The 23,533-nt window shown below is 55.3% G+C and carries 18 protein-coding genes; 14 read left to right on the plus strand and 4 right to left on the minus strand.

Annotated elements, in window-relative coordinates; all coding sequences use genetic code 11:
• Positions 1-6: 6 nt before the first annotated feature.
• Both KQX66_RS37280 and KQX66_RS37285 read right to left on the minus strand, forming a co-directional pair.
• On the minus strand, positions 7-645 hold the full coding sequence (locus KQX66_RS37280) for an MFS transporter (protein WP_253956954.1): 639 nt from the start codon (positions 643-645) through the stop codon (positions 7-9).
• Between the two features lie 23 nt (positions 646-668).
• Positions 669-1,577, minus strand: coding sequence for an MFS transporter (locus KQX66_RS37285; protein WP_253956955.1), 909 nt, complete (start codon positions 1,575-1,577; stop codon positions 669-671).
• A 174-nt stretch (positions 1,578-1,751) separates the two neighbouring features.
• On the opposite strand from KQX66_RS37285, the gene KQX66_RS38790 reads away from it, so the two are divergent.
• Positions 1,752-1,967, plus strand: coding sequence for a hypothetical protein (locus tag KQX66_RS38790; protein WP_498046841.1), 216 nt, complete (start codon positions 1,752-1,754; stop codon positions 1,965-1,967).
• Between the two features lie 181 nt (positions 1,968-2,148).
• Here KQX66_RS38790 and KQX66_RS05900 read toward each other — a convergent pair whose 3' ends face one another.
• On the minus strand, positions 2,149-2,484 hold the full coding sequence (locus KQX66_RS05900) for a hypothetical protein (RefSeq protein ID WP_216790873.1): 336 nt from the start codon (positions 2,482-2,484) through the stop codon (positions 2,149-2,151).
• 230 nt (positions 2,485-2,714) lie between these two features.
• On the opposite strand from KQX66_RS05900, the gene KQX66_RS05905 reads away from it, so the two are divergent.
• The 13 genes from KQX66_RS05905 to fba all read left to right on the plus strand — a co-directional run bounded on the left by KQX66_RS05905 (position 2,715) and on the right by fba (position 19,001).
• Positions 2,715-4,397, plus strand: a complete 1,683-nt coding sequence (locus KQX66_RS05905; protein WP_253956971.1) for a methyl-accepting chemotaxis protein — start codon at positions 2,715-2,717, stop codon at positions 4,395-4,397.
• A 328-nt stretch (positions 4,398-4,725) separates the two neighbouring features.
• Complete coding sequence (gene iolD / locus KQX66_RS05910; protein WP_216790877.1) at positions 4,726-6,591, plus strand: 3D-(3,5/4)-trihydroxycyclohexane-1,2-dione acylhydrolase (decyclizing); 1,866 nt, start codon at positions 4,726-4,728, stop codon at positions 6,589-6,591.
• Positions 6,592-6,615: 24 nt separating this feature from the next.
• Positions 6,616-7,536, plus strand: a complete 921-nt coding sequence (gene iolE, locus KQX66_RS05915) for a myo-inosose-2 dehydratase (protein WP_216790879.1) — start codon at positions 6,616-6,618, stop codon at positions 7,534-7,536.
• 22 nt (positions 7,537-7,558) lie between these two features.
• Positions 7,559-8,374, plus strand: a complete 816-nt coding sequence (gene iolB / locus KQX66_RS05920) for a 5-deoxy-glucuronate isomerase (protein ID WP_216790881.1) — start codon at positions 7,559-7,561, stop codon at positions 8,372-8,374.
• Positions 8,375-8,410: 36 nt separating this feature from the next.
• Positions 8,411-9,418, plus strand: coding sequence for a 5-dehydro-2-deoxygluconokinase (gene iolC, locus KQX66_RS05925; RefSeq protein ID WP_216790883.1), 1,008 nt, complete (start codon positions 8,411-8,413; stop codon positions 9,416-9,418).
• A 207-nt stretch (positions 9,419-9,625) separates the two neighbouring features.
• A complete protein-coding gene (locus KQX66_RS05930; RefSeq protein ID WP_216790885.1) occupies positions 9,626-11,077 on the plus strand; it encodes a CoA-acylating methylmalonate-semialdehyde dehydrogenase in 1,452 nt (483 codons plus the stop codon).
• Positions 11,078-11,415: 338 nt separating this feature from the next.
• Entirely contained in the window at positions 11,416-12,918 is a 1,503-nt protein-coding gene (locus KQX66_RS05935) for a sugar ABC transporter ATP-binding protein (RefSeq protein WP_216790887.1), read from the plus strand.
• 1 nt (position 12,919) lies between these two features.
• On the plus strand, positions 12,920-13,903 hold the full coding sequence (locus KQX66_RS05940) for an ABC transporter permease (protein ID WP_216790889.1): 984 nt from the start codon (positions 12,920-12,922) through the stop codon (positions 13,901-13,903).
• A gap of 55 nt (positions 13,904-13,958) precedes the next feature.
• The gene (gene iolG / locus KQX66_RS05945; protein WP_216790892.1) at positions 13,959-14,960 is read left to right on the plus strand and encodes an inositol 2-dehydrogenase; all 1,002 of its coding nucleotides are present in this window, start codon (positions 13,959-13,961) and stop codon (positions 14,958-14,960) included.
• Positions 14,961-15,000: 40 nt separating this feature from the next.
• Entirely contained in the window at positions 15,001-15,999 is a 999-nt protein-coding gene (locus tag KQX66_RS05950; RefSeq protein WP_216790894.1) for a sugar ABC transporter substrate-binding protein, read from the plus strand.
• 31 nt (positions 16,000-16,030) lie between these two features.
• On the plus strand, positions 16,031-17,059 hold the full coding sequence (gene iolG, locus KQX66_RS05955; protein WP_216790896.1) for an inositol 2-dehydrogenase: 1,029 nt from the start codon (positions 16,031-16,033) through the stop codon (positions 17,057-17,059).
• Positions 17,060-17,096: 37 nt separating this feature from the next.
• On the plus strand, positions 17,097-18,116 hold the full coding sequence (locus KQX66_RS05960; protein WP_216790898.1) for a LacI family DNA-binding transcriptional regulator: 1,020 nt from the start codon (positions 17,097-17,099) through the stop codon (positions 18,114-18,116).
• A 21-nt stretch (positions 18,117-18,137) separates the two neighbouring features.
• Positions 18,138-19,001: a class II fructose-1,6-bisphosphate aldolase gene (fba, locus tag KQX66_RS05965; protein WP_216790900.1), complete on the plus strand. Its 864-nt coding sequence runs from the start codon at positions 18,138-18,140 to the stop codon at positions 18,999-19,001.
• A 92-nt stretch (positions 19,002-19,093) separates the two neighbouring features.
• Here fba and KQX66_RS05970 read toward each other — a convergent pair whose 3' ends face one another.
• On the minus strand, positions 19,094-23,431 hold the full coding sequence (locus KQX66_RS05970; protein ID WP_253956956.1) for a discoidin domain-containing protein: 4,338 nt from the start codon (positions 23,429-23,431) through the stop codon (positions 19,094-19,096).
• Positions 23,432-23,533 lie beyond the last annotated feature (102 nt).

Below are 23,533 nucleotides of genomic sequence, written 5' to 3' on the forward strand. Positions count from 1 at the left end.
ACGCGCTTACGTTCGTTTCGCGTCGGCGGCTGTCGAGGCTGCAGGGGGAGCGGCCGGTTGGATCATTCTCGCATTGCCCATCAAGAGCGCGGCGACGAGCCCGATGGCCGCGATGACCGTTCCTGCAAGGAAAACGCCGTCGACCGCGTGGGTGAACACGTTCTGCAGCTCGGCGAGCAGATCGGCCGGAAGCAGCGTGCGGACTGCCGGATCGAGCAGCGCCTGCGGATCGGCGAACTTGGCGAGTTGATCCGCAGGGAGGGAAGCGAAACGCTCGCCCAATCCCGACATGCCGGAAGTCATCCGGCCGGTCATCAGGACGCCCAAGACGCTGACTCCGATCGTTCCGCCGATCGACCGGAAAAACTGCACCAGCGACGTGGCAGTACCGCGCCGTTCTCTGCCGATCGCGCCGATGACCGAAGTGTTGAGCGTCGGGATAATCAGCCCGATCCCGAACCCCGCGACGATCATATAGACAATGACCTGCAGCTTCGTCGTGTCCGCATCCATCGTGGCAAACAGGCCGAAGCCGAGTCCCATCAGCACCATGCCGAGCACGTTGAACGTGCGGTAAGCGAATCGGTGCATCAGACGTCCGCCGAGCGTCACGGCAGCGGCGACCGCCAGCATTAATGGAGTCAAAATGTAGCCGGCAAGTAAAGGGCTTACCCCGATGACGCCCTGGACGTACAGCGAATATAAGTCACCGCGCCGAACATGCCGGCACTCATCAGGAAAGCGACGATAGAGGTGACGGAAATGATACGGTTGCGGAATAGCGGCAAAGGAATGATCGGTTCTTTCGCTTTCGTTTCGATCCACAGGAACAATGCGAGCAGCACAGCCCCGAGCAGGAACAGACCTACAACCTGAGGCGAACTCCAGGAATTATGCTGCCCGGAGCCGAGGCCGGATTCCCCTCCGCCCAAGACGAGAGCAAGCAGAATCGCGACGACCGACCCGCACATCGTTAGCGCGCCGAACCAGTCGATGGACGGCTTGCCCTGGTTTTTGGTTTCCTGCAAAGCCGGGATGAGAATGAGGATCGCGGCAAGGCCGATGGGGAGGTTAATATAAAACACCCACTGCCAGCTCAAATATTCCACGAACATTCCGCCGATGGCAGGGCCGATGACGCTTGCCAGCGTCATGACGCCCGCGAACATTCCCTGCATTCTGCCCCGCTTCTCCAGCGGCACAAGATCGCCGATAATCGTCACGGCGAGCGGCATCAGCGCCCCGGCCCCAAGCCCTTGCAACCCCCGGAAAACGATCAATTCCGTCATGCCCCCCGATAAGCTGCAAAGCACCGAGCCGAGCATAAACAGCGTCATGCCGGCAATATAGAGCTTTTTCCTGCCGTACAAGTCGGCAAGCTTGCCGTAAATGGGCATGCTGGCGGTCGACGTCAGCATGTAGATCGAGAAAATCCAGCTGTACAAAGACAACCCGCCTAATTCTTGCACAACGCTAGGCATCGCCGTCGCCATAATCGTCTGATCGAGCGCGCTGATCAGCATGCCAAGCAGCAGGCCGACGATGACCAGAGTCACATTCGTTTTTTCGTTCGTCATGGTGATTTCTCCTTTAGCTGCGGTCTGTGATGCTGCTTAGCATAAGGGAGATTTTTAAATCGAAAATAAACGGAGTGTAAAGGATGAAAAGAGCTTGCCAACCGTAACAAGAGCGGATTCCAATTCATAAAGTAAAGTGTGATCTATCGAGGCTATAAAACGGAGGCTAAAAACATGGACGATTTCAAAAGAGAGCTTCAGAGATTGAGCGTTTCCGATTTTCAAGCAGGCCCGCCGGTACCACTTCACTTTCAAGGCCGACCTAGTGAAGCTCGTCTATGCTTCTTCACCTGTTTCGGTTGCGGCTGCTTCGGCTGTTTCCGCTGCTTTGGTTGCGGCTGTTTCCGCTGTTTTGGCTGCGGTTGCTTCCGTTGCGGCCGATGTTTTTAACGCTTCAGTGATATAGAGATACGTTTTTTGTTCTCCGCTGCTAATGGTGGCGGGGATATTTTTGCTTACTGGGATGTTGGCGCAGACCGGCGCAATAAGAGAAGAGGGAAAAGGCGGGCCCCTGGCAAAACAAACAAGCTGACGCACGTTAGTTCAGAGCGCCAGCCTCCAGTCCACAAAATTATCCGTTCAATTGATACAGCGATGCCATGCAGTCGACGAACATCTTGTTGTACTCCTCGCGGGACAAGTCCTTGCTGCAGTAAATATCCCGGCCTAAATATTGATACCAGGTAATTTCGGTCCCGTCCTTTTTGTAAATAAAATTAGGAATCCGTTCGTCTGAGATGTCGCCGTCATTCGCATGGCGGATCAAAAACGTCTCGTTCTCAAACGAGGGCACTTTCTCATAGTCCAACTCCATGCCTTGCTGCTCGGCGACAAGGTTCAGCAGCACGATCAGCATTTTGAACGGATCGCGGAACATTTCGAATTGAGTCGGTTCATTCGTCGTCATAACAGGTCGCTCCTTCATCACGCGGGAATGTTGAGACAATAATAAGACTTGCACAAAAGGATTGAAAATCGCGGGGGAATCCGTTATTTTAAAATTAATAAAGCGCTTAACCACCTGGTTGAGTTTAATTATATCCAGCCAGCCTCAGAAAAGCAACGAAAAAACGGTAAACGCTTTCAAGAAAAAAGAAGTTCCAGCACAATGACAAAATGGGGGGCATCCGGGTGAGAATGAGCATCGGTAAAAAGTTGGCGGGCGGTTTTTTGGCTTTGGCGGTCATTTCCGGTATCTCAAGCGCTTTGTTTTACAGCTCGCTGCAGCAAATGAACCGGTCGTATGCTGATTTGATCGAGAGGCAGGGAGAGCTGAAGGCGATCGCGGGCCAGATCAAGTTTCATACGGCTGTGCAGAACGGCAGCCTGAATACGTACCTTTTGACGCAGGATTCCGCTTATATATCCGAGCTGAACCAGGCTAACGAGCTGATCGAGAAGGAGCTGACGCAGTCCAAGGCGCTGCTCGCCGATTCCGGCGAGGAAGAAAAGCTTGGCTACATCATGGAGCTGAACCGGCAGTACCGCGCGAAAGCGGAACAAGTATTTCAGTTGGCCGGCAAAGATGCCGAATATGCGCGCCAGGAAGCGAGAACCGGCATTGTTCCGTTGGGGGCGGTCATTACGAAGTTCGCGCAGGATTTGTCCGACCGGCAGGACCGGACGATGGCCGCAGAGATGGAGGCGAACCGGAGTCTCGTCCGCAATATAACGATGTTCACCCTATGGGTGAGTCTTGGCAATTTTGCCGCGGCTGTCCTCATCGGCTTTGCTTTTGCGCGATACTTGTCAAGACCGCTCGTAGCCCTCAGCAAGGCGGCCGATTGGATCGCCGAGGGGAATCTCGGAGTCCAAGATGTGCGTGTCCGGCGGCAGGATGAAATCGGGGATTTGGCGAATTCCTTTCACCGAATGGCCGACAGCCTGCGGCAGCTGGTCCGGCAAATCGACGATAGCTCGGGCCAGGTCGTAGGGATTTCCAGGGAGCTGCGGTCGAGCTCGGAACAAACGGGGACGGCCGCCGAGCATATTACGGAAATTATGCAGCAGCTTGCGGACGGCTCGGAGAAGCAGGTGCAGTCCGTAGAGAGAAGCAGGGAGTCGATCGGCGACATGCTGGAGGGGATTCGGCGCATTGCCGATAACGGCGGGCAGGCAGGTTCGTTATCCGAGCTTGCGTTGGATAAGGCATTGGCCGGCGACAAGGAGATCGGGATCGTTATCCGCCAGATGGATTCGCTCCAGACAACGATAAACAACTTGGATCAGGTCATTGGAAAAATGAGCCGGCGTTCCGCCGAAATCGGACAGTTGAACAAAGTGATATCGGATATCGCCACGCAGACCAATTTACTGGCATTGAATGCGGCCGTGGAAGCGGCAAGAGCAGGCACGCACGGGCGGGGCTTTGCGGTCGTTGCGGCGGAAGTCCGCAAGCTGGCCGAACAGACCGGGCAGTCCGCCAAACAAGTCGCGGCGCTGGTGCATAATATTCAAGCGGAGACGGAGCACGTCGTCGGCTCGGTTGCTGCGGCGTCCCATGAGGTGGCGGACGGAATCCGGGTGGCCGGCGCTGCGGGACGCATATTCGAAGGGATCAAGCAGTTAGTCGATGAGGCGACGCAGCAGGTACAAGCCGTGTCCGCCGATGCCAGCCGGTTGTCTGCCGGGGCTGCCGAGATCGTCCGGTCAATGGAATCGATCGCCTCCTTATCCGAGACGATGGCGGCTGGGACCCAGCATGTGTCGGCGGCGACCGAACAGCAATTGGCTTCAGTGCAGGAGCTGTCAGCGAATACCTCGCTGTTGACGACCATGGCCGAAGAGCTGCAGGGGACGGTTCAACGATTCAAATTATAGGGACTTTCGTCACACATTTTAAATTGATTATTGCCAACGAAGGAAAACGTGAGTTATAATAATCACACACGCAAGGTAAAGCGCTTACTCTAAGTTTGAAATAAACAGTCTTTTGTTTTAAGTAGGATGCTCGAAGCTTTTTGCTGGAATGTAAGCGGTTTTTTTTGACGAAACGGTTATTATTACGTAACGTAAAATCCTAAATTCGCCGAATAAAGGATGTTACTTGAAAGGAATCGCTGAAAAATTGAAAACGTTTTTTTGAGAATTGGTGTTCTTTACTCATGAATATTGGGTAAGCGCATACTCATAAAAAGGGAGGACCTGTATGAAAACGATTCGTTTAACGATGGCGCAGGCATTGCTTAAATTTTTGGATAACCAGTACATCCAGATTGACGGGGAAGAACGCAAATTCGTCAAAGGCGTCATGGGGATTTTCGGGCACGGGAACGTCACGGGGCTAGGCGAGGCGCTGGAGCAGGACAAAGGCGCGCTCCAGTTCATCCAAGGCAAAAACGAGCAAGGCATGGCGCATGCGGCCATGGCTTATGCGAAGCAGAAAAACCGGCTTGAAATATTCGCGTGTACCTCTTCCATCGGTCCCGGCGCCTTGAACATGGTAACGGCGGCGGGGACCGCGACGGTGAACCGCATTCCGGTGCTGTTTCTGCCCGGAGATATTTTCGCTTGCCGACAGCCGGACCCTGTGCTTCAGCAAATCGAAGATCCGACGGACTATACGATTTCGGCGAACGATGCGTTCAAGCCGGTCAGCAAATATTGGGACCGCATTTCCCGGCCCGAGCAGTTGATCACGGCGGCCTTGAACGCGATGCGCGTGCTGACCGATCCCGTCGATACGGGCGCGGTGACGCTGTCGCTTCCGCAGGACGTGCAGTGCGAGGCGTACGACTACCCGGCTGAATTTTTCGCGAAGCGGGTCCATTACATCGAGCGGCGCACCTTGTCTCAGAGTGCGTTGGGCCGGGCGGTACAAGCGATTCGCGGCAAGAAACGGCCGCTGATCATCGCCGGAGGCGGTGTGCATTACTCGCTGGCGGTGAAGGAGCTAATCGCCTTCGCGGAAACGTTCCAAATTCCGGTGACGGAGACGCAAGCCGGAAAAAGCGCAATGCCGTGGAATCACCCGCTGTATATGGGCGCCATCGGCGTAACCGGATCGCTTGCCGCGAACCGGCTGGCGAAGGAAGCCGATCTGATCATTTCCGTGGGAACGCGTCTGGCCGATTTTCCGACCGCATCCAAGAGCGCATTCCAGCATCCAGATGTATCGTTCCTGAACATTAACGTCAGCTCCTTCGACGCGATGAAGCTGAACGCGCTCATGGCAGTCGCCGATGCGAAGGAAGCGCTTACCTCCTTGCAGGATGCCTTGGGGCAGGCCGGCTATGAAAGCGCCTACGCCGCCGACGAGCTGGAGACGGAGAAGCGGGCTTGGGACCAAGAGGTCGACCGCTTGTACGCTATGGAGCTGCCGGACGGTCTGTCGCAGACGAGAGTCATCGGCGAAATCAACGCATCGCTCGATCCGAACGACGTGGTCGTATGCGCCGCTGGCAGCCTGCCCGGCGACCTTCACCGGCTGTGGAGATGCGACCATCCGAACACGTACCATATGGAATACGGCTTTTCGTGCATGGGCTATGAGGTGTCGGGAGCGTTTGGGGTGAAGCTGGCCGATCCCGGGCGCGAGGTGTATGCGTTCGTCGGCGACGGCAGCTTCCTGATGCTTCATTCCGAGCTGCTGACCAGCATCCAGGAAGGGCGGAAAATCAACGTGCTGCTTCTGGATAACCACGGCTATCAGTGCATTCATAATCTCCAGCGCGGACACGGCAGCCAAGGCTTCGGCAACGAATTCCGGTACCGCTCCGCCGACACGAACAGGCTGACAGGAGACTACGTGCCGATCGACTTCTCGCTCTATGCGCGGGCGCTTGGCGTCAAGACGTACTCGGTGCGCACGATTGACGAGCTGAAGGAAGCCTTAAAGAGCGCCAAGGAGCAAACCGTATCCACCTTGATCGAAATCAAGGTGCTCCCGGGCACGAACACAGACGGCTACGAGTCGTGGTGGCGCGTCGGCGTAGCGGAAGTATCGGAGAGCGGGAAGGTGCATCAAGCCTACGATACGATGCGGCAAAAGCTTGAAGTCGTGAAGGAAATTTAACTTTTATTATGAAGGGGCCTGCATATGAACATCGATCGCTTGAAGCTGGGAATTTCCCCGATTAACTGGGTAAATGAAGATGTGCTTGAGCTAGGGGATCACTATACGTTTGAAGATCTGTTAACCGATTTCTCGGCTCTCGGCTTCGCCGCAACGGAGAATTGCCGCAAATTCCCGAAAGATCCGGACGTACTGCGGGAAGCTTTGGCGGAGAAAGGAATCCTGCTCACTTCGCAGTGGAAGGGCGTGCTTTTTTCGGACCCGAGCTATCGGGAAGCGGAGCTGGAGGCTTACCGCAAGCATGTGCAATTTCTGCAAAAAATGGGCAGCAAGCATGTCGTCACGTGTGAGCTCGGCGGATCGATCATCGGCGACCCGAGGCGGTCTCCTGCGGACCGGAACGTGATTCCTTTTACCGACGAGGAATGGAATCATATGGTGGACGGCTTGCATCAAGCCGGTGAAATTTGCCGCGAGCATGGCATGAAGCTGGTGTACCACTACCACATCGGCACGAATGTCGAGCGCCCGGAGGAAATCGACCGCTTGATGGCCACCACTGACCCGGAGCTGGTTCATATGCTGTACGATACGGGCCACGCCTACTACGGCGGCGCCGACCCGCTTGCGCTGCTGCAGCGGTACGCCGACCGGATCGCATATGTACATTTGAAAGACGTACGTCAGGACGTGCTCGACCGGGTAAGGCGTGAGAATATACCGTTCCAATCGGCGGTGATTCAGGGCGTCTACACGGTGCCGGGGGACGGCTGCATCGATTTTGCGCCGATTTTCCGGGAATTGTTCGCCCGCGGTTACGACGGCTGGATGATCATCGAAGCGGAGCAGGACCCGTCCGTGGCCAACCCGGTCGAATACGCGCGGAAGTCGAAGGACTACATTGCTGCGATCGTCAGCAATTTAACGACCAATATATCCGGATAACGGGGAAGGGGAATGGTTTCAGATGGCGGATCTTATTGTGCCGAGCCGCAAAACGGCGGACGAGCAAGGGAACGTACTCACGATTACGCCGGAATCGGCGGGCTGGACATATGTCGGCTTCGAAGTGTACCGGTTGAGCCAGGGCCAGCGCTTAAAGAAGGAAACGGGCGATCAAGAGGTATGTCTGGTGCTGTTGTCGGGCAAGGCGAATGTGGCGACCTCCGAGCTTAAGCTGGACAACATCGGGCAGCGCATGAGCGTCTTTGAACAAATCCCTCCGTACAGCGTCTATGTCCCGAACGGCGACTTCTTCGAAGTAACGGCGACGACGGAGCTGGAGCTGGCCGTATGTGCGGCGCCGGGCTATGGCAGTCATCCGGCGAGACTCATTGCTCCCGAGCAGGTCGGAGTGGAAAAGAGAGGCTACGGGAATATCGAGCGACATATCCATAACATTTTGCCCGAGCAGTCGCCTGCAGATAGCCTGCTGGTGGTCGAGGTGTTTACGCCGAACGGGCATTGGTCCAGCTACCCGCCGCATAAGCATGATCAGGACAATTTGCCGAACGAATCGTATCTGGAAGAAACGTATTACCACAAAATTAACCCGGCCGAAGGCTTTGCCGTTCAACGGGTCTACACGCTCGACGGAGAGCTGGATGAAACGATGATCGTGAAAAACGGGGACGCCGTGCTGGTGCCCAAGGGCTTCCATCCCGTATCCGCGCCGCCGGGGTATGATGTGTACTATTTGAACGTGATGGCGGGTCCGGTGCGCACCTGGCGCTTTTATAACGATCCGGCGCACGAATGGCTGATGACAAACGCGAAAAAATAAATTTTCCAATCGCATACGATGGAGGTGCGCCGAGAGATGAACCATATCACGTTTCAGCAGGACCGGGAGCTGGATTTTATCGGGCTTGGCCGGCTGTGCATTGACCTGAACGCCAACGAGATTAACCGGCCGATGGAGGAAACGCTTACCTTTACGAAATATGTGGGGGGCTCGCCCGCCAACATTACGATCGCGTTAGCCAAATTAGGCGCGCGCACGGGATTTATCGGCAAAGTATCGGACGATCAATTCGGCCGTTTCATCAAGAGCTACCTGCACAAGCTAAACATCGATACGCGCAATGTGGTGACCGATCATACCGGCGCGGTGACGGGGCTGGCGTTTACCGAAATCAAGTCGCCAACCGATTGCAGTATCCTGATGTACCGCGACAACGTCGCCGATCTGAAGCTGGAAGCGGGCGAGGTGCAGGAGGATTTCATCAAGCGGGCGAAGGCGATCTTGATCTCCGGCACGGCGCTGGCGTCAAGCCCGTCCAGGGAAGCTGTTTTTCAAGCGATTGAGTATGCGCGCAAGCACCAAGTGGTCATTATTTTCGACGTGGATTACCGCCGCTGGACGTGGAAGTCGAAGGAAGAGACGGCCATTTACTGCAATCTGGTCGCGGAGCAGTGCGATGTCATTATTGCGGGCAGGGAAGAGTTCGATGTGATGGAAATCGTCACCGGGCCGGAAGTGAAAGACGATCTCGCCACGGCGCAGCGCTGGTTCGAGCGTCAGGCGAAAATCGTTGTCGTCAAGCATGGCGGAGACGGCTCCATTGTGTTTACGAAGGACGGGGGCAGCAGCCGGGGCGGCATTTTCCCGGCGAAGCAAGTGATCAAAACGTTCGGTGCGGGAGATTCGTTCGCGGGCGCGTTCATTTACGGCTTGCTGCAGGGCTGGCCTGTCGAGAAATGCCAGGAGTTCGGCAGCGCGTCGGCTTCCATCGTCGTTTCCAGCCACAGCTGCTCCGATGCAATGCCGACCGTCGAGCAGATTGAGAATTTGATCAAGGAGCACCGGGCGAATAGCCGCATTTAAAAGTACGGTGAATCACAGCGGAGCGGGCGGAATCGTCCTGAAGAAGCGAAAGCGGTCGCCTTTGTCCCCGGATTCTAACCGATAAAGAAGTTATAGAATCCAAGAATCCGGGGGCAAGAGCGATCGGAAGGACGATCCGCACGCGCAGCGGTCTGTATTCACCGTACTTTTAAACCACACAACACAAAGAAAAGGGGAACAACTACCATGTCGAACGAAAAGCTTCTGCAAAATTACATTGGCGGGCAATGGGTGGATGCCACTTCGGGCAAAGAAGATATCGTGACGAATCCGGCGACCGGCGAAGTGCTGGCGAGAGTGCCGCTGTCTTCGCGGGACGATCTCGATCAAGCCGTCCGGACGGCGAAAGAAGCGTTCAAGCAGTGGAGCCGCGTGCCGGTGCCGAGAAGAGCGCGCATCATGTTCAAATACCAGCAGCTGCTCGTGGAGCATTGGGATGAGCTGGCCCGCTTAGTCACGCTGGAGAACGGCAAAAATTACCCTGAAGCTTACGGCGAAGTGCAGCGGGGCATCGAATGCGTCGAATTTGCAGCGGGCGTGCCGACCTTGATGATGGGCAGCGTGCTGCCGGATATCGCGACCGGTCTGGAATCGAACATGTACCGTTATCCGATCGGCGTCGTCGGCGGAATTACGCCGTTCAACTTCCCGATGATGGTGCCTTGCTGGATGTTCCCGCTGGCGATCGCTTGCGGCAACACCTTCGTCCTGAAGCCGTCGGAGAGAACGCCGATTCTGGCGTGCCGCTTGGCGGAATTGCTGCAGGAAGCGGGCCTGCCGGACGGCGTGTTCAACATCGTCCATGGGGCGCACGATGTCGTCAACGGCCTGCTGGAGCATCAGGACGTAGCGGCGATTTCCTTCGTCGGCTCGCAGCCGGTGGCGGAATACGTCTACAAGACGGCGGCCGCTCACGGCAAGCGGGTGCAGGCGCTCGGCGGCGCGAAAAACCACTCCATCGTGCTGCCGGATGCTGATATGGATCTGACCGTCAAAGAAATTATTAATGCGGCTTTCGGCTCGGCGGGCGAACGGTGCATGGCTTGCTCCGTTGTCGTGGCCGTAGGCGATACCGCCGACACGCTGGCCGAGCGTCTGGTGGCGGCGGCCAAGCAATTAACGATCGGTAACGGCATCGAGAAAGGTAATTTCCTCGGCCCGGTTATCCGCCAATCGCATAAAGAAAGAACAGTCGGTTATATCGAAAAAGGACGCGAAGAGGGCGCAGCGCTCCTGCTGGACGGACGCGAATGCGAAGCGGCTTCGGGAGACGGCTATTTCGTCGGGCCGACGATCTTCGACCACGCGAAGCCGGGCATGACGATCTGGAACGACGAAATTTTTGCACCCGTACTGCAGATCGTGCGCGCCGACAGCTTGACCGAAGCGATTGATATCGCCAATCAGTCCGAATTTGCCAACGGCGCCTGCCTGTACACGGACAGCGCCAAGGCCGTGCGCCAGTTCCGGGAAACGATCGATGCCGGCATGCTCGGCATTAACGTAGGGGTACCTGCGCCGATGGCTTTCTTCCCGTTCTCCGGCTACAAAAAGTCGTTCTACGGGGATCTGCACGCCAACGGCAAAGACGGCGTCGAATTCTACACGCGCAAAAAAATGGTCACCGCCCGTTATTAAGGCGGAAGCGGCTTCGCTTTTTTTGGGCAATGGCGGAGCCGCTCCGTTTCAAAAAAAACGTGTAAAGAAAATCACAGAAGCATATTGCAATTTCTCAAAACCCTCGATATAATCGCATTAAGGAAAGCGCTTTATTTATCTCGATTGGGGTAGCTCTTCCAAATGACAATGCCGATAAATAAAGGAAAGTCATGGAAAAACGATCGTTATCAAGGTCATGGTAAAGCGACTTATATGGCGGAAAACGGATTATTTTTTTTAGATTTTGATTAAGCGCTTACTTTCATTCCTCGCGGTACACACGGAGAAAGGCTTTGCTTTTTGAAAGGGGTTACGACATGGGAGAACGCGATGCTTTATTGGAACTGAGGGGAATCAACAAAGGCTTTTCGGGCAACCAGGTGTTGAAGGAGATTCATCTGGACATCCGGCCGGGCGAGGTGCATGTCCTGCTGGGGGAGAACGGGGCGGGCAAATCGACGCTGATCAAGATTATGACCGGCGCGTATACGAAGGATTCCGGCGACATCTTCTGGGAGTCGAACAAGGTGGAAATCAACGGTCCGGTCGACGCGATGAATCTCGGGATCGCCACGATCTACCAGGAGCTTAACCTCATTCCCGAGCTGACGGTATACGAGAACATCTTTCTGGGCCGGGAGCTGAAGAAGAACGGCAAATATTCGCTGCTGGACCGCAAGACGATGCGGCTCAAGGCCGAGGAATATTTGAAGCAGCTCGGGCAGGATATTTCCCCGGACGCCAAAGTTTCCACGCTTGGCATCGGACAGCAACAGTTGGTCGAAATAGCGAAAGCGTTAACCATCAATGCGAAGCTGATCATTATGGACGAACCGTCCTCCAGCCTAAGCGAATCGGAAATCGAACAGTTGCTGACAACGGTGATGGAGCTGCGCAAGCAGGGAATTGCGATCGTCTACATCTCGCACAAGCTGGAAGAAAACAAGCGGATCGGCGACCGGATCTCGATTTTGCGGGACGGCCGGAAAATCGAAACGTTGAGCATGGCGGAGACGGATACCGAGAAGATGATCCAACTGATGGTCGGCCGGAGCCTGGACGAGAAATATCCGAAAATGAACTTCCAGCTCGGGGAAGAAGGCTTGCGGGTCGAAGGTCTGCGGCTAAAGAACTCGAGCAAGGAGATCAGCTTCACGGCGTATCAAGGACAAATTCTCGGTTTTTCCGGTCTTGTCGGCGCCGGGAGGACGGAGCTGGCCCGGGGCATCTTCGGGGTCGATCCGGTCGATCGGGGCAAGGTGTACGTGTTCGGCAAAGAGGTCAAGATCAAATGTCCGGAGGACGCGATCAAAGCGGGACTCGCTTTTATTACCGAGGACCGCAAAGGCGAAGGCTTGATCCTCGATCAGACGCTCGAATTCAATATCACCATTGCCAACCTGAAGAAGTTGAAGAAAAACAAGTTTTTGCACAAAGACAAGATGAAAGCGCTTGCTATCGATTATTTGAAGGAGCTGCAGGTGCGTCCCGGAGATATTGCCGCACAGGCGCGCAAGCTCAGCGGCGGCAATCAGCAGAAGGTTGTTATCGCGAAATGGCTCTGCACGAACGCCAAAGTATTCATCTTCGACGAACCGACAAGGGGGATTGACGTCGGCGCGAAGGTGGAGGTATACCGGCTGATCAATTCATTGGTGCAGGACGGTGCGGTGGTGATCATTATTTCGTCGGAGCTGCCCGAGATACTGGGCATTTGCGACCGCATTCTGGTCATGAACGAAGGGCAGATCGTCGACGACATGCTCAGGGAACAGGCGGATCAGGAAAAAATCATGAAGTCCGCGACAAGGGGGAATTAAGATGTCTGCTGTCATCGTTGAAAAAAGCGAAGTAAGGAAAGCGAAGTCCAACGGTTTTATAAGCAAATTCGGCGCATTGATCGGCTTGATTATTTTATGTACGGTCTTGACCATCCTAAGCGATAATTTCTTGACCGTGGACAACGTGATGAACATCGCGCGCCAATCCTCCATCAACGCGCTGCTGGCGATCGGGATGCTGCTGCCGATTTTGACGGCGGGGATCGATTTGTCCGTCGGTTCGATTTTGGCGCTGTCCATTATGATGATGGGGATTGTCTCCGTCAATCACGGGCTTAACCCGTATCTTGGCATTGTCGTATGTCTCGGCGTCGGCGCGCTGCTCGGTTGGACGAACGGCATCATGCTGACGAAGCTGAAGCTGCCGCACCCGTTCATCTCCACGCTGGGAACGATGAATATCGCCCGCGGGATTGCCTTGATTATTACCGGAGCGGCCCCGATTGCCGGCTTCGCCGCACCGATTCAATTCGCAGGCAACGAGTTTGTCGGTCCCGTGCCGTTCAGCTTTATTCTCGTTATCGTCGTTTATATTCTTTTCGATATTTTCTTGAATCGTACCTCGACAGGACGCTACATCTACGCGATCGGCGGGAACAAGGAAACGGCCCGTCTGTCCGGGATTAACGTGAATAAAATTCTCGTCATCGTCTACACCTTGAGCGGCCTGATGGCCGGTTTGGCCGGGCTGGTCATGGTCGGACGCGTCAACTCGGCGTTTCCGCTGGCCGGAATGGGCTACGAGCTGGACGCGATCGCTGCGGTGATCATCGGCGGCGCAAGCTTCTTCGGCGGCGTCGGCACGGTCTGGGGCACGTTGATCGGCGCCACGATTATCGCGGTGCTCCGCAACGGCTTGAATCTGCTGAACGTTTCCGCCGATTTTCAGATGGCGATCATCGGTCTCGTTATCGTAGCGGCGGTTTATGTAGACGTGCTGCGCCAGCGCTCCTTCAAGAAATAGACGACTGGCGGCCTATTTTCGAATATCACCGAAACCCATACAAGGAGAGAACACAATGGAAAAACCGATTCGCTGCGCGGTACTGGGGCTTGGAAGACTGGGCTACTGGCACGCGGAAAATGTAGCCTCGAAGGTGAAGGGAGCCAAGCTGGTATGCGTGGCCGATCCGCAAACCGCTCATGCGGCCAAGGTGGCCGGAGAGCTGGGTGTCGACCGGTACACGGGGAACCTGAACGAGGTATTCGAGGACGACTCGATCGATGCGGTCGTTATCGCGTCTCCGACGAGCACGCATGCCGACATGATTACGCAGGCGGCGCGCAACGGCAAGCACATTTTTGTCGAAAAGCCTTTGACGGTCGATCTGCAGGAAGCGTCGGACGTTCTCCGCGTCCTCGAAGAAACGAAGGTCGTTTGCCAGGTCGGTTTCATGAGAAGGTTTGACCCCGCCTACGCCGAGGCGAAGAAAAGAATCGCGCGCGGCGATATCGGCAAGCCGATCTATTACAAGGGCGTATCGCGCGACCCCGGCTCGCCGCCGGCCGAGTTTATCAAAAACAGCGGAGGCATCTTTCTCGACCTGGGCATCCACGATTACGATTTGGCGAGATTTTTGCTGGAAGCCGAAGTGACCTCCGTCGCAGCGCACGGCAGCGTGCTGGTTCACGGCTTTATGGAGGAATTCGGCGACGTGGATCAAGGGATCGCTTACGCCACGTTCGACTCCGGAGCGGCCGCCGATATCGAATGCAGCCGGAACGCTTACTACGGCTACGATATTCGCGGCGAAGTGATCGGCACCGAGGGAACGCTGCTGATCGGTTCGCTTAGGCACCGCGACATTTCTGTACTTACGTTTAAAGGCAGCTCCCAAGACATTGTGCCGGATTTTCCGACCCGGTTCGAAAGCGCTTATGTGCTTGAAATGCAGCATTTTGTCGATTGCTTGCTGAACGGCCAGAAACCGTCAGTCACGGCAGAGGACGGGAAAAAGGCGCTGGAGATCGCCGTAGCGGCCAAGAAAGCCTTTGAAACCGGCAGCCGGGTACAGTTGTAACGCCAAAAGCTTGATATAAGAAAAAATGGGAGGTCTTTTCATGAAAAAAAGCGCATTGGTGTCTGTGGTATTGGCTCTGTCTCTTGCGGTGGTGGCGGGATGCGCAAGTCAAGGCGGAGGCAGCTCGGCTCCGGCGGCGTCGGACAAAGGGGATAAAGGCGGAAGATCCGGCCAAAAGCCGAAGGTGCAGGTCGTGCTGAAAACGCTCAGCAGTCCTTACTGGAAATACGTCGAAGCGGGCGCGAAAAAAGCGTTCCAGGATTTGAACGTAGACGGGACCGTCACCGGGCCGGCTTCGGAATCGCAAATTTTGGAGCAGGTCAACATGCTGGAGGACGCGCTGAACAAGAAGCCGGCCGCTTTGGTCGTGGCGCCGACGCAGCCTTCCACGGCGATTCCCGTGCTGAAAAAGTATAAAGACAAAAACATCCCTGTGCTGCTCGTCGATACGGATACGGCCGATTGGGCGGATAAAACGGCCTTTATCGGCACGGATAACGCGACAGCAGGGAAAAAGGGCGGAGAATACTTGGCTTCGCTGCTGAAATCCGGCGATAAAGTAGCGCTCATCGCGGGCGCGCTCGGCAACCCGGCGACCGACGAGCGGATCAAGGGCGCGAAGGAAGCGCTGGAGGCGAAAGGGATGAAAATCGCCGCCAACCAGCCGGCCGACAGCGATAAAGCGAAGGCGATGTCCGTCATGGAAAATATTTTGCAGAACCATCCGGATCTGAAGGGCGTCTTTGCAGCCAACGACGACATGGCGATCGGTGCATTGCGTGCGGCGGAAGCGAAAGGCCTGAAAATTCCGATTCTCGGCACGGACGGCACAGTGGAATCCATCGAATCGATTCTGGCCGACAAATTGGGCGGCACGGTCGCGCAGAACCCGTATGAAATGGGCTACAAAGGCGTAGAAAATGCCGTCAAAGCGATCAAAGGCGAGAATGTGGAGAAGCGGATCGACAGCGGCGTGGAAGTCATCAACAAAGAAAACGCGCAGAAGAAGCTCGATTTCTTGAAAAGCTTGACGAAGTAAGAGGCATTTCATTATAGAGAGGAACATGGATATGGAGAGAATAAAAATAGGCATTATCGGCGCCGGCCGCATCGGCAAGCTTCATGCGGAAAACTTGAAGCAGCTTCCGCAGGTGGAAATCAAGACGATTTCCGATATCTTCGCCGACAATATCCGCGATTGGGCGGCACAGAACGGCATTGCCAATGTTACCGCTGACTATAAGGACATTATGCAGGACCCGGAAATTGCAGCCGTCTTCATCTGCTCGCCGACGGATACGCACATTGCCATGATCGAAGAAGCGGCCAAGGCCGGGAAGCACATTTTTTGCGAGAAGCCGATCAGCTTCGCCTTGGATAAGACAGTGCAAGCGCTGGAGCTGGTCGAGAAATCGGGCGTCAAGTTCCAAACCGGCTTCAACCGCAGGTTCGACCATAATATGAGCCGGATTCAGGAGCTGGTCCGGGAGGGGAAAATCGGCGACACGCATATTTTGAAAATCACCTCCCGCGACCCGGCGCCGCCGCATAAGGAGTATATCCCCGCCTCCGGAGGCATGTTCATCGACATGACGATTCACGATTTCGATATCGCCCGGTTTATGGTCGGCAGCGACGTGGAAGAGGTGTTCGTACAGGGCGCGGTTCTCGTCGATCCGATGTTTGCCGAGTGCGGCGATATCGATACGGCCATCATTTCGCTCAAGTTCAAGAACGGTGCTCTGGGCGTCATCGATAACAGCCGTCAGGCGCATTTCTACGATCAGCGGGTCGAGGTGTTCGGCTCGAAGGGCTGCCTGACGATCCAGAACGATTATCCGAGCAGCGCGGAGCTCTATACTGCGGATGGCGTGTACCGGGATAAGCCGCTTTACTTCTTCCTGGAACGGTACAACGAAGCTTATGTAAAGGAAGTCAAGGCGTTTATCAACGCCCTCGTTCACGATACGCCGGTGCCGGTCAGCGCGAACGACGGTTATCAAGCCGAATTGATCGCTCATGCGGCAAGATTATCCTTGCAGGAAAAGCGTCCGGTGAAGGTAGAGGAAGTATTAACGCAATGGCATATTAGTGTATAATTGTTGATATGTCATTTCGTTGAAAGAAGTGGAAGCTATGAAGGCTACAATTTATGACGTTGCCAAGCAGGCAGGCGTATCCATTGCCACCGTCTCCAAAGTGATCAATCAAACGGGGCGCATCAGCGAGGAAACGCGGGCCAAGGTCAGTCGGATCATGCAGGAGTTGAATTACCAGCCAAGCGTCGTGGCTTCGGCTCTGACGGGGAAGCAAACCTTCACGCTCGGCTTGTTGTTGCCCGATTTGGCCAACCCGTTCTTTGCGGAAATCGCGAGAAGTGTGGAGGATCGTGCGCACGAGCTCGGCTTCAGCGTCATGATTTGCAGCACGGACAACAATCTTTTGAGAGAAGAACGAAATATTTCGTTGCTGAAGCAAAAAAGCGTGGACGGCATTATCATTGCCACCGGCGTACGCAACGATGCGATATTGAAGGACTTGAAAAAACAAAACTTTCCGGTCGCGCTCATTGCCCGCGATATGCCTTCCCTGGCGATCGATACCGTGCTGGTGGACGATTTCATCGGCGGGCATATGGCGGCCTCGCATCTCATTGAGCAGGGTCATCGGCAAATTGCCGTCATCGCCGAGGACACATTGGTGATGAGCAGTAAGGAACGGATACGGGGGTACCGGTTCGCACTGGAGGAAGCGGGCATTGCCTATAATCCGGAGCTGGTGCGGATCAGCGATTTTAAAGTAACGGATGCGAAGCAGGTTGCCGGGGAAATGCTGGACTCCTCGCAGCCGCCGACGGCCATCTTTGCCTGTAACGATCTGCTGGCCACCGGCGTGATTCAAGCCGTACGCGAAAGAGGCTTGTCCGTTCCCGGCGATTTATCTATCGTCGGATTCGACAATACGCTGCTGGCGACGATTGTCGATCCTCCGTTAACGACGGTTGCGCAGCCCATTCAGGAAATGGGTCAGAAGGTCGTCGATCTGATTATTCGCATCATCAACGATAAAAATTCCACCAAGCAGCGCATCGTGATGCTGCCTGAGCTTGTTATCCGTTCCTCCGTGTCCCGGCCTGGCGAATACCGGAATAAGTGAGGGACAAAGGAGCCGCAAGAAATGACGATTGTATCCATGAAACACATACTGGAGCGGGCGCTTGGCGGGCGGTATGCGGTCGGACAGTTCAATCTGAACAACCTGGAGTTCACGCAGGCGATTCTGCAGGCGGCGCAAGAGGAGCGGTCGCCGGTCATTCTCGGCGTGAGCGAAGCATATATCCCTTATATGGGCGGCCTGCCGTTCATCGCGGGAATGGTCAAAGCGCTCGTCGCGGAATACGGCATTACGGTGCCGGTCGCGCTGCACTTGGATCACGGCTCCACCTATGAGGTATGCATTCGGGCGATTCACGCCGGGTTTACTTCCGTCATGATCGATGCGTCGCATCATTCGCTGGAGCACAACATCGAAGTAACCCGCAGCGTGACGCAGGCCGCACATGCGCTTGGCGTCAGCGTGGAAGCCGAGCTTGGCCGGATTACGGGCCGGGAGGACGATCTCGTGGTCGACGAGGCGGAAGCGATGTATGCCGTGCCCGAAGAATGCCTGCGGCTGGTCCGGGAGACCGGCATCGACTGCCTGGCGCCGGCGCTCGGCTCCGTGCACGGTCCGTATCGCGGCCAGCCTCAGCTCGGATTTGACCGCATGGCGGAAATTCAGCAGCTGACCGGGCTGCCTCTGGTCCTGCATGGAGGAAGCGGCCTACCCGAGGAAGAGATTCGCAGGGCGATCTCGCTCGGCACGGCCAAAATCAATGTGAACACGGACAATCAAATGGCCTTCACGGCCACGATCCGAAGCTTCCTGAACGACCATCCCGAAGCTTACGATCCGCGTAATTATTTGGTGCCAGCCCGCGAAGCGATTAAAGAGGCGGTCAAAGCTAAAATCCGCCTGTTCGGCAGCGGGAATCGAGCCTAATTGCATAAAGAAGAGCGCCTCCGGCCCCGGAATGAGTATGAACTGCTCATTCCATAAGGCTGGAGGCGCTTTTTTTGTTAGGATGCCTTTTCTTACGCCGCCGCGTCCTCGCTGTCCGGGGAATCGTCGCCGACTTCGAGCTGATCGTCGGTGCTATCCGTTGAATCCAGATCGTAGGTGTTCCCGGTCCAAGCTTGGATTAACGCGTTGGCATCGGCGATCAATGCTGCTTTTGCCGCTTCGGAAATAACATCCTTCTTGGTCGCTTTGTCGATTTTCTTCTTAAAATCGTTCATCGCTTTGGCCGCCTGTTTCAGGTTTCCTTTCGCTTCGTGATTCTGAGCGGTCTTCAAGCTCGCGGACAGCTTATTCTTGAGCGGTCCGCTTAGCTCTCCGGCAGCATGATAAGATTCCAGCAGTTGCTGCATGGAAGCGATGTTGGTCTTAACGACAATCGAAATGACCGTCTGAGATACGTTGCCCGCCTGATCCGTAGCCGTGATTTGGACCGCGTGCGTTCCCAATTGGCCGGCCAAGCGCAGCGGAGTTCCGGGGGTATACGGCTTGCCGTCTACCGTGATCGTTGTCCCGGCAATGCCCGACACCGAATCGGAGGCCTGCACATCCAGCGCAAGCGTCTCGCTGTCCGTAAATTCGGTCCCGTCCGTCAAGGGAGAGCCGTTCGCCGTTGCAGCCAGGGTCGGAGCCGTTGTATCGACTTTCAGGAGGAGGGGCTTCGCCTTTTCCACATTGCCGGCTTTGTCCGTAGAGCGGTACCGCAGCCCGTACATTCCGTCTGTGCTGAATTGGATCGGTTCCATGTACAAAATCCAGTTTTTTCCCAAATCCAGGCTGTATTCCGTTCTGGCGATGCCGGACTGTTCGTCTTGTGCGGACAAGGTGACGGTTACCGGACGGACAAACCATCCTTGCTGCCCGTCCGGCCGGGAAGGCGAGACGCTCGCCGTCGTCACCGGCGGCGTTTTATCGTTCTCCCATTCGATCGATTCCTTCAACCGGGCAATCAGCTCCCGAAGCGGGCTGATCGAGCTTTCGTAGTCGTACGGGAAATGATTGAGCATTTCTTGCAATTGGCTTCTCAGCCCGCTGTCACCTTTGCCCAAGGCCAGCAAGCCTTCCGCTTGTTTCACCAGCTCCAAATAGCTGTTCAACACCCCCGGTCCGTACACTTCAAACTCCAGAATGGAATAGCCGTATATCGTAGCTCGTTCGATGCCTTGAAGCTTGACATATCTCGCCTTGACGGCGGTGTCAAATTTGATCGTCTCGACGCCACCTTTGCCGTCGGTCACCGCATCGCCTGCTTTTACATTTTGCCACTGCTGGCTGTCGCCGGAAACGAGTATTTTGTACTTCTTGGCGTAAGCGCCTTCCCATTTGATCACGACGCTGTCGATTTCCTGCTGTTCGCCGAGATCGACGCTGAACCAGTTATCGTCTGTAAAAGTACTCGACCATCTTGTGCCCGTATTCCCGTCGACAGCCTGATCCGGCGACAAATGAGGGGCCTCGCTGGTCGATGCTTCCGCATGCTTGTTTAATGCCAGGTTCATCCCGTCGAAGCTGACCGCCTTATTGTAAACGATCAGATTGTCGATAACGCCTTTAAAGGAATTGGCGGAGCTTCCGATCTTCTCGAGCGGCAGCACCAAGGTATCGATCCGGGGCGATGCGCCGTTCGTTACCCATAATTTTTCCACATACTCATTACCGTTGACATACAGGGATACGCCTTTGTTGTCCCCGGTCAGCAGCAAGTGCGTCCATTGTCCCGCCGGAACCTTGTATTGGAACGTGCTGTGATAGTGCTCCTTGGAAAAGCCCAGCAGCCCGGTCTTTCCTTCCTTGAGCTTCACTTGGCCGACAGGCGATTCCAGCAGCACCGCATCGTCCGGGTTGTCGGCATCCGGCTTGATCCACATGGAAACGGTCCATCCGAACCCTAACGCTTGCAGCGGCGTCTTGATGTAGCTTTCGCCTCCGCCGAACCGTACGCCTTTGCCGTATTTGCCGTCCGCTGCCGCTACATTTTTGCCGATGCCATTGTAGCCGTTGCCGGAAGCGTCGGCGAAGCCGTTTTCGAACAAATACTTGATGACGTTGCCGTCTTTATTCGGGACCTGCAGCTTGTGGGAGATGTTGGCGTTCGGCGCTTCGCCGATCCGTTCCGCTGCGGCTGCATAAGCGTTGTAATCGGCGTCTTCCCGGCTTCCTGTCCACATTTTTTCGGACAGCACCTGCACGCCGGGGAACATTCGGTCATGAGAATCGTCCATCGATAATCCGACGGAATCCGAAATGTCGTTCCATAGTGCCAGCATGGCGCCTTTCAGCTTTGGATGGCCGTAGGGCAGCGTCGTATCGCTAAATACGTTCGGTTCCCACATCTTATACATATATTTGGGGTCGATCCGATCCTTATACAATCTTGGCACAAGATACATGTAGCTGTTCTCCGTGTTCAGGATATCGTATCCAAGATCGATCGCTTGCCGGGCATCTCCGTAAGGCACGTGCCACACATCCATCGTGGCCTCGGTGCTTACCGGGGTGACCCCGTTGTATTCCCTCATGCCGCCCCAAATATGGGGATGCTTGCCTTTGCCGTTGATATACTTGACGAGCGTATCCATGTACCCGCGAAAAACCTCGGTATTGCCCCAATATTCGTCCGTCCCGACATGGACGTCGGGGCCGATAAAGGTCGGGTTGTCGCCATCGATATATTCGTCGAACAAACTTTTGACGAAATCGACCGTTTTCGGCTTCGTAATGTCCAGATGAGGTCCGGTCCCCAGAGAAGGATCGAAGCTGGTAAAAGCTCTGGAATGCCCCGGCGTATCAATCTCCGGAATGACATTCACGCCGTAGTCCATGCCAAGCCGCTGAAGATCGCGAAACTCCTCTTTGGTGTAAAAGCCGTTTTTGCTCGCAAGCCCGGGGGATTTCGTACTCTGCAGACGATATGCCGCAGTCGTGCCGTCTTGGAACGGCGTTCCTACATCGTCGTTCAAATGAATCTGAAATTGGTTCATTTTGTACCAGGACAGCAGCTTCACGTAGTCTCTCAGAAACTCAATCGTATAAAACTTTCTGGCAACGTCGATCATGAGCCCGCGCGTTTCGTACTTCGGATAATCCCGTGCCGTCCCTTTAGGGATATGGGCATGAGCTTCATCCTGCTTCAAAATTTGCAGCGCCGATCTCGTCCCGAAAAAGACGCCTGTCACATCAGCCGATGTAATCGTGACATGATCGTTAACGTCGAAGAGGTAGCCTTCTTTTCCGAGCCAGGCTAAGGAATCGTCGATGGACAAATAAAGGTCGCCCGCCTGTGGAGCGCCGTAAATAATGTTCGCGCTGACGCCGGTAATATCCCGCAGATCTTCCTTCGTTTGCTCCGCGGCTTTTTGCAAAGCCGTTTTATGGGCCGGATTGACCACGATTCGCGAGGTCGGCTTCAGGGTGAAATTTCCGGTCCGGCCATGCCATTCGCGCAGCGACGGGATGACCTTCGGCTCCTTGTTCAAATCGTCCGTTTGCGTGTATTGCCCCGGCACCGCAGCAAGAATGTTCCCGGTGACGGCCTTCTGACCGGTTCCCGTATGTTCGACTTGAAACAGGAGATTCACTTTCGTATCCACAAGAGGCGTGTGGATTTTCCCCGCTTGATCGATCACGGGCAGTCTGTCGCTGCCGTATACGGAAACCTTGTAGCCTTCAGGCACCTGAGGCAGAACAATCTCCGTCTGTCCTTTGGCAATAGGCGGGATTTGGGTGATGCCCTTCACGATTTTGGGCAATTCGCCGGCGTTATACACCTCGAATTCGAAGAAGGAGTACCCGTAAAAGGTGCCTTCCACAGGAGCACGCTGCACGCCTTGAAATTTCACATACCTTGCTTTCACATCGTCAAAATCGGTCGTTTCCGTCCCGCCTCTGCATGCAATCTCGCCGTCATGGCCGAGCACGTTCGTCCAATGCTGCCCATCGCCTGAAACCAGCAGCTTGTACTTGCTGGCGGGGGTCTGCCATTTGATGGTCACCCGGTTTATGGTGAACTCTTCGCCGAGGTCCACATAGAACCACTGATCGTCTTGCAGGGCGGACGACCATCGCGTGCTGCCGTTGCCGTCAACGGCATTGGCCGGCCCAAGCCAGTCCACTTCGTTCCCCGAAGCGTACACCGCTTGATGTACCGCCAAATTAACGCCGACCGGGGTACTGACAACATTCGCAGGCATGGCCCTGCCGCCGTAAACGGTTTCATAAACAGACCGGGTAACGGGAAGCATCGGAGAAACGTCGCCTGTCCGCCCCGCCTCAGCGGCTGCTTGTGGCAGGCCTGCGGGGAAAAGCGTGGAGAGAAGCACCAGTGACAACAAACCAGAAAGCGTTTTCCTTTTCATGTTCTCCTCCTTGTGCATTTTTGGAAAAAGCACCTCAACTTTTATATTAAGAGGCCGGCTTTTCGATTCAAATAGACAACTTATTACTTTCCATATACATTT

This window comes from Paenibacillus oleatilyticus, assembly GCF_018998565.1.
GTDB lineage: Bacteria > Bacillota > Bacilli > Paenibacillales > NBRC-103111 > Paenibacillus_G > Paenibacillus_G oleatilyticus.

Bases quoted from the DNA above. Each gene is read 5' to 3' on its own strand.
- KQX66_RS05950 (WP_216790894.1), top strand. From the start codon at position 15,001: ATGAAAAAAAGCGCATTGGTGTCTGTGGTATTGGCTCTGTCTCTTGCG.
- KQX66_RS05940 (WP_216790889.1), top strand. From the start codon at position 12,920: ATGTCTGCTGTCATCGTTGAAAAAAGCGAAGTAAGGAAAGCGAAGTCC.
- KQX66_RS05905 (WP_253956971.1), top strand. From the start codon at position 2,715: ATGAGCATCGGTAAAAAGTTGGCGGGCGGTTTTTTGGCTTTGGCGGTC.
- KQX66_RS05930 (WP_216790885.1), top strand. From the start codon at position 9,626: ATGTCGAACGAAAAGCTTCTGCAAAATTACATTGGCGGGCAATGGGTG.
- iolD (WP_216790877.1), top strand. From the start codon at position 4,726: ATGAAAACGATTCGTTTAACGATGGCGCAGGCATTGCTTAAATTTTTG.
- KQX66_RS37285 (WP_253956955.1), bottom strand. From the start codon at position 1,577: ATGACGAACGAAAAAACGAATGTGACTCTGGTCATCGTCGGCCTGCTG.
- fba (WP_216790900.1), top strand. From the start codon at position 18,138: ATGACGATTGTATCCATGAAACACATACTGGAGCGGGCGCTTGGCGGG.
- iolB (WP_216790881.1), top strand. From the start codon at position 7,559: ATGGCGGATCTTATTGTGCCGAGCCGCAAAACGGCGGACGAGCAAGGG.
- KQX66_RS38790 (WP_498046841.1), top strand. From the start codon at position 1,752: ATGGACGATTTCAAAAGAGAGCTTCAGAGATTGAGCGTTTCCGATTTT.
- KQX66_RS05935 (WP_216790887.1), top strand. From the start codon at position 11,416: ATGGGAGAACGCGATGCTTTATTGGAACTGAGGGGAATCAACAAAGGC.
- iolG (WP_216790896.1), top strand. From the start codon at position 16,031: ATGGAGAGAATAAAAATAGGCATTATCGGCGCCGGCCGCATCGGCAAG.
- KQX66_RS05900 (WP_216790873.1), bottom strand. From the start codon at position 2,484: ATGACGACGAATGAACCGACTCAATTCGAAATGTTCCGCGATCCGTTC.
- KQX66_RS05960 (WP_216790898.1), top strand. From the start codon at position 17,097: ATGAAGGCTACAATTTATGACGTTGCCAAGCAGGCAGGCGTATCCATT.
- KQX66_RS05970 (WP_253956956.1), bottom strand. From the start codon at position 23,431: ATGAAAAGGAAAACGCTTTCTGGTTTGTTGTCACTGGTGCTTCTCTCC.
- iolG (WP_216790892.1), top strand. From the start codon at position 13,959: ATGGAAAAACCGATTCGCTGCGCGGTACTGGGGCTTGGAAGACTGGGC.
- iolE (WP_216790879.1), top strand. From the start codon at position 6,616: ATGAACATCGATCGCTTGAAGCTGGGAATTTCCCCGATTAACTGGGTA.
- iolC (WP_216790883.1), top strand. From the start codon at position 8,411: ATGAACCATATCACGTTTCAGCAGGACCGGGAGCTGGATTTTATCGGG.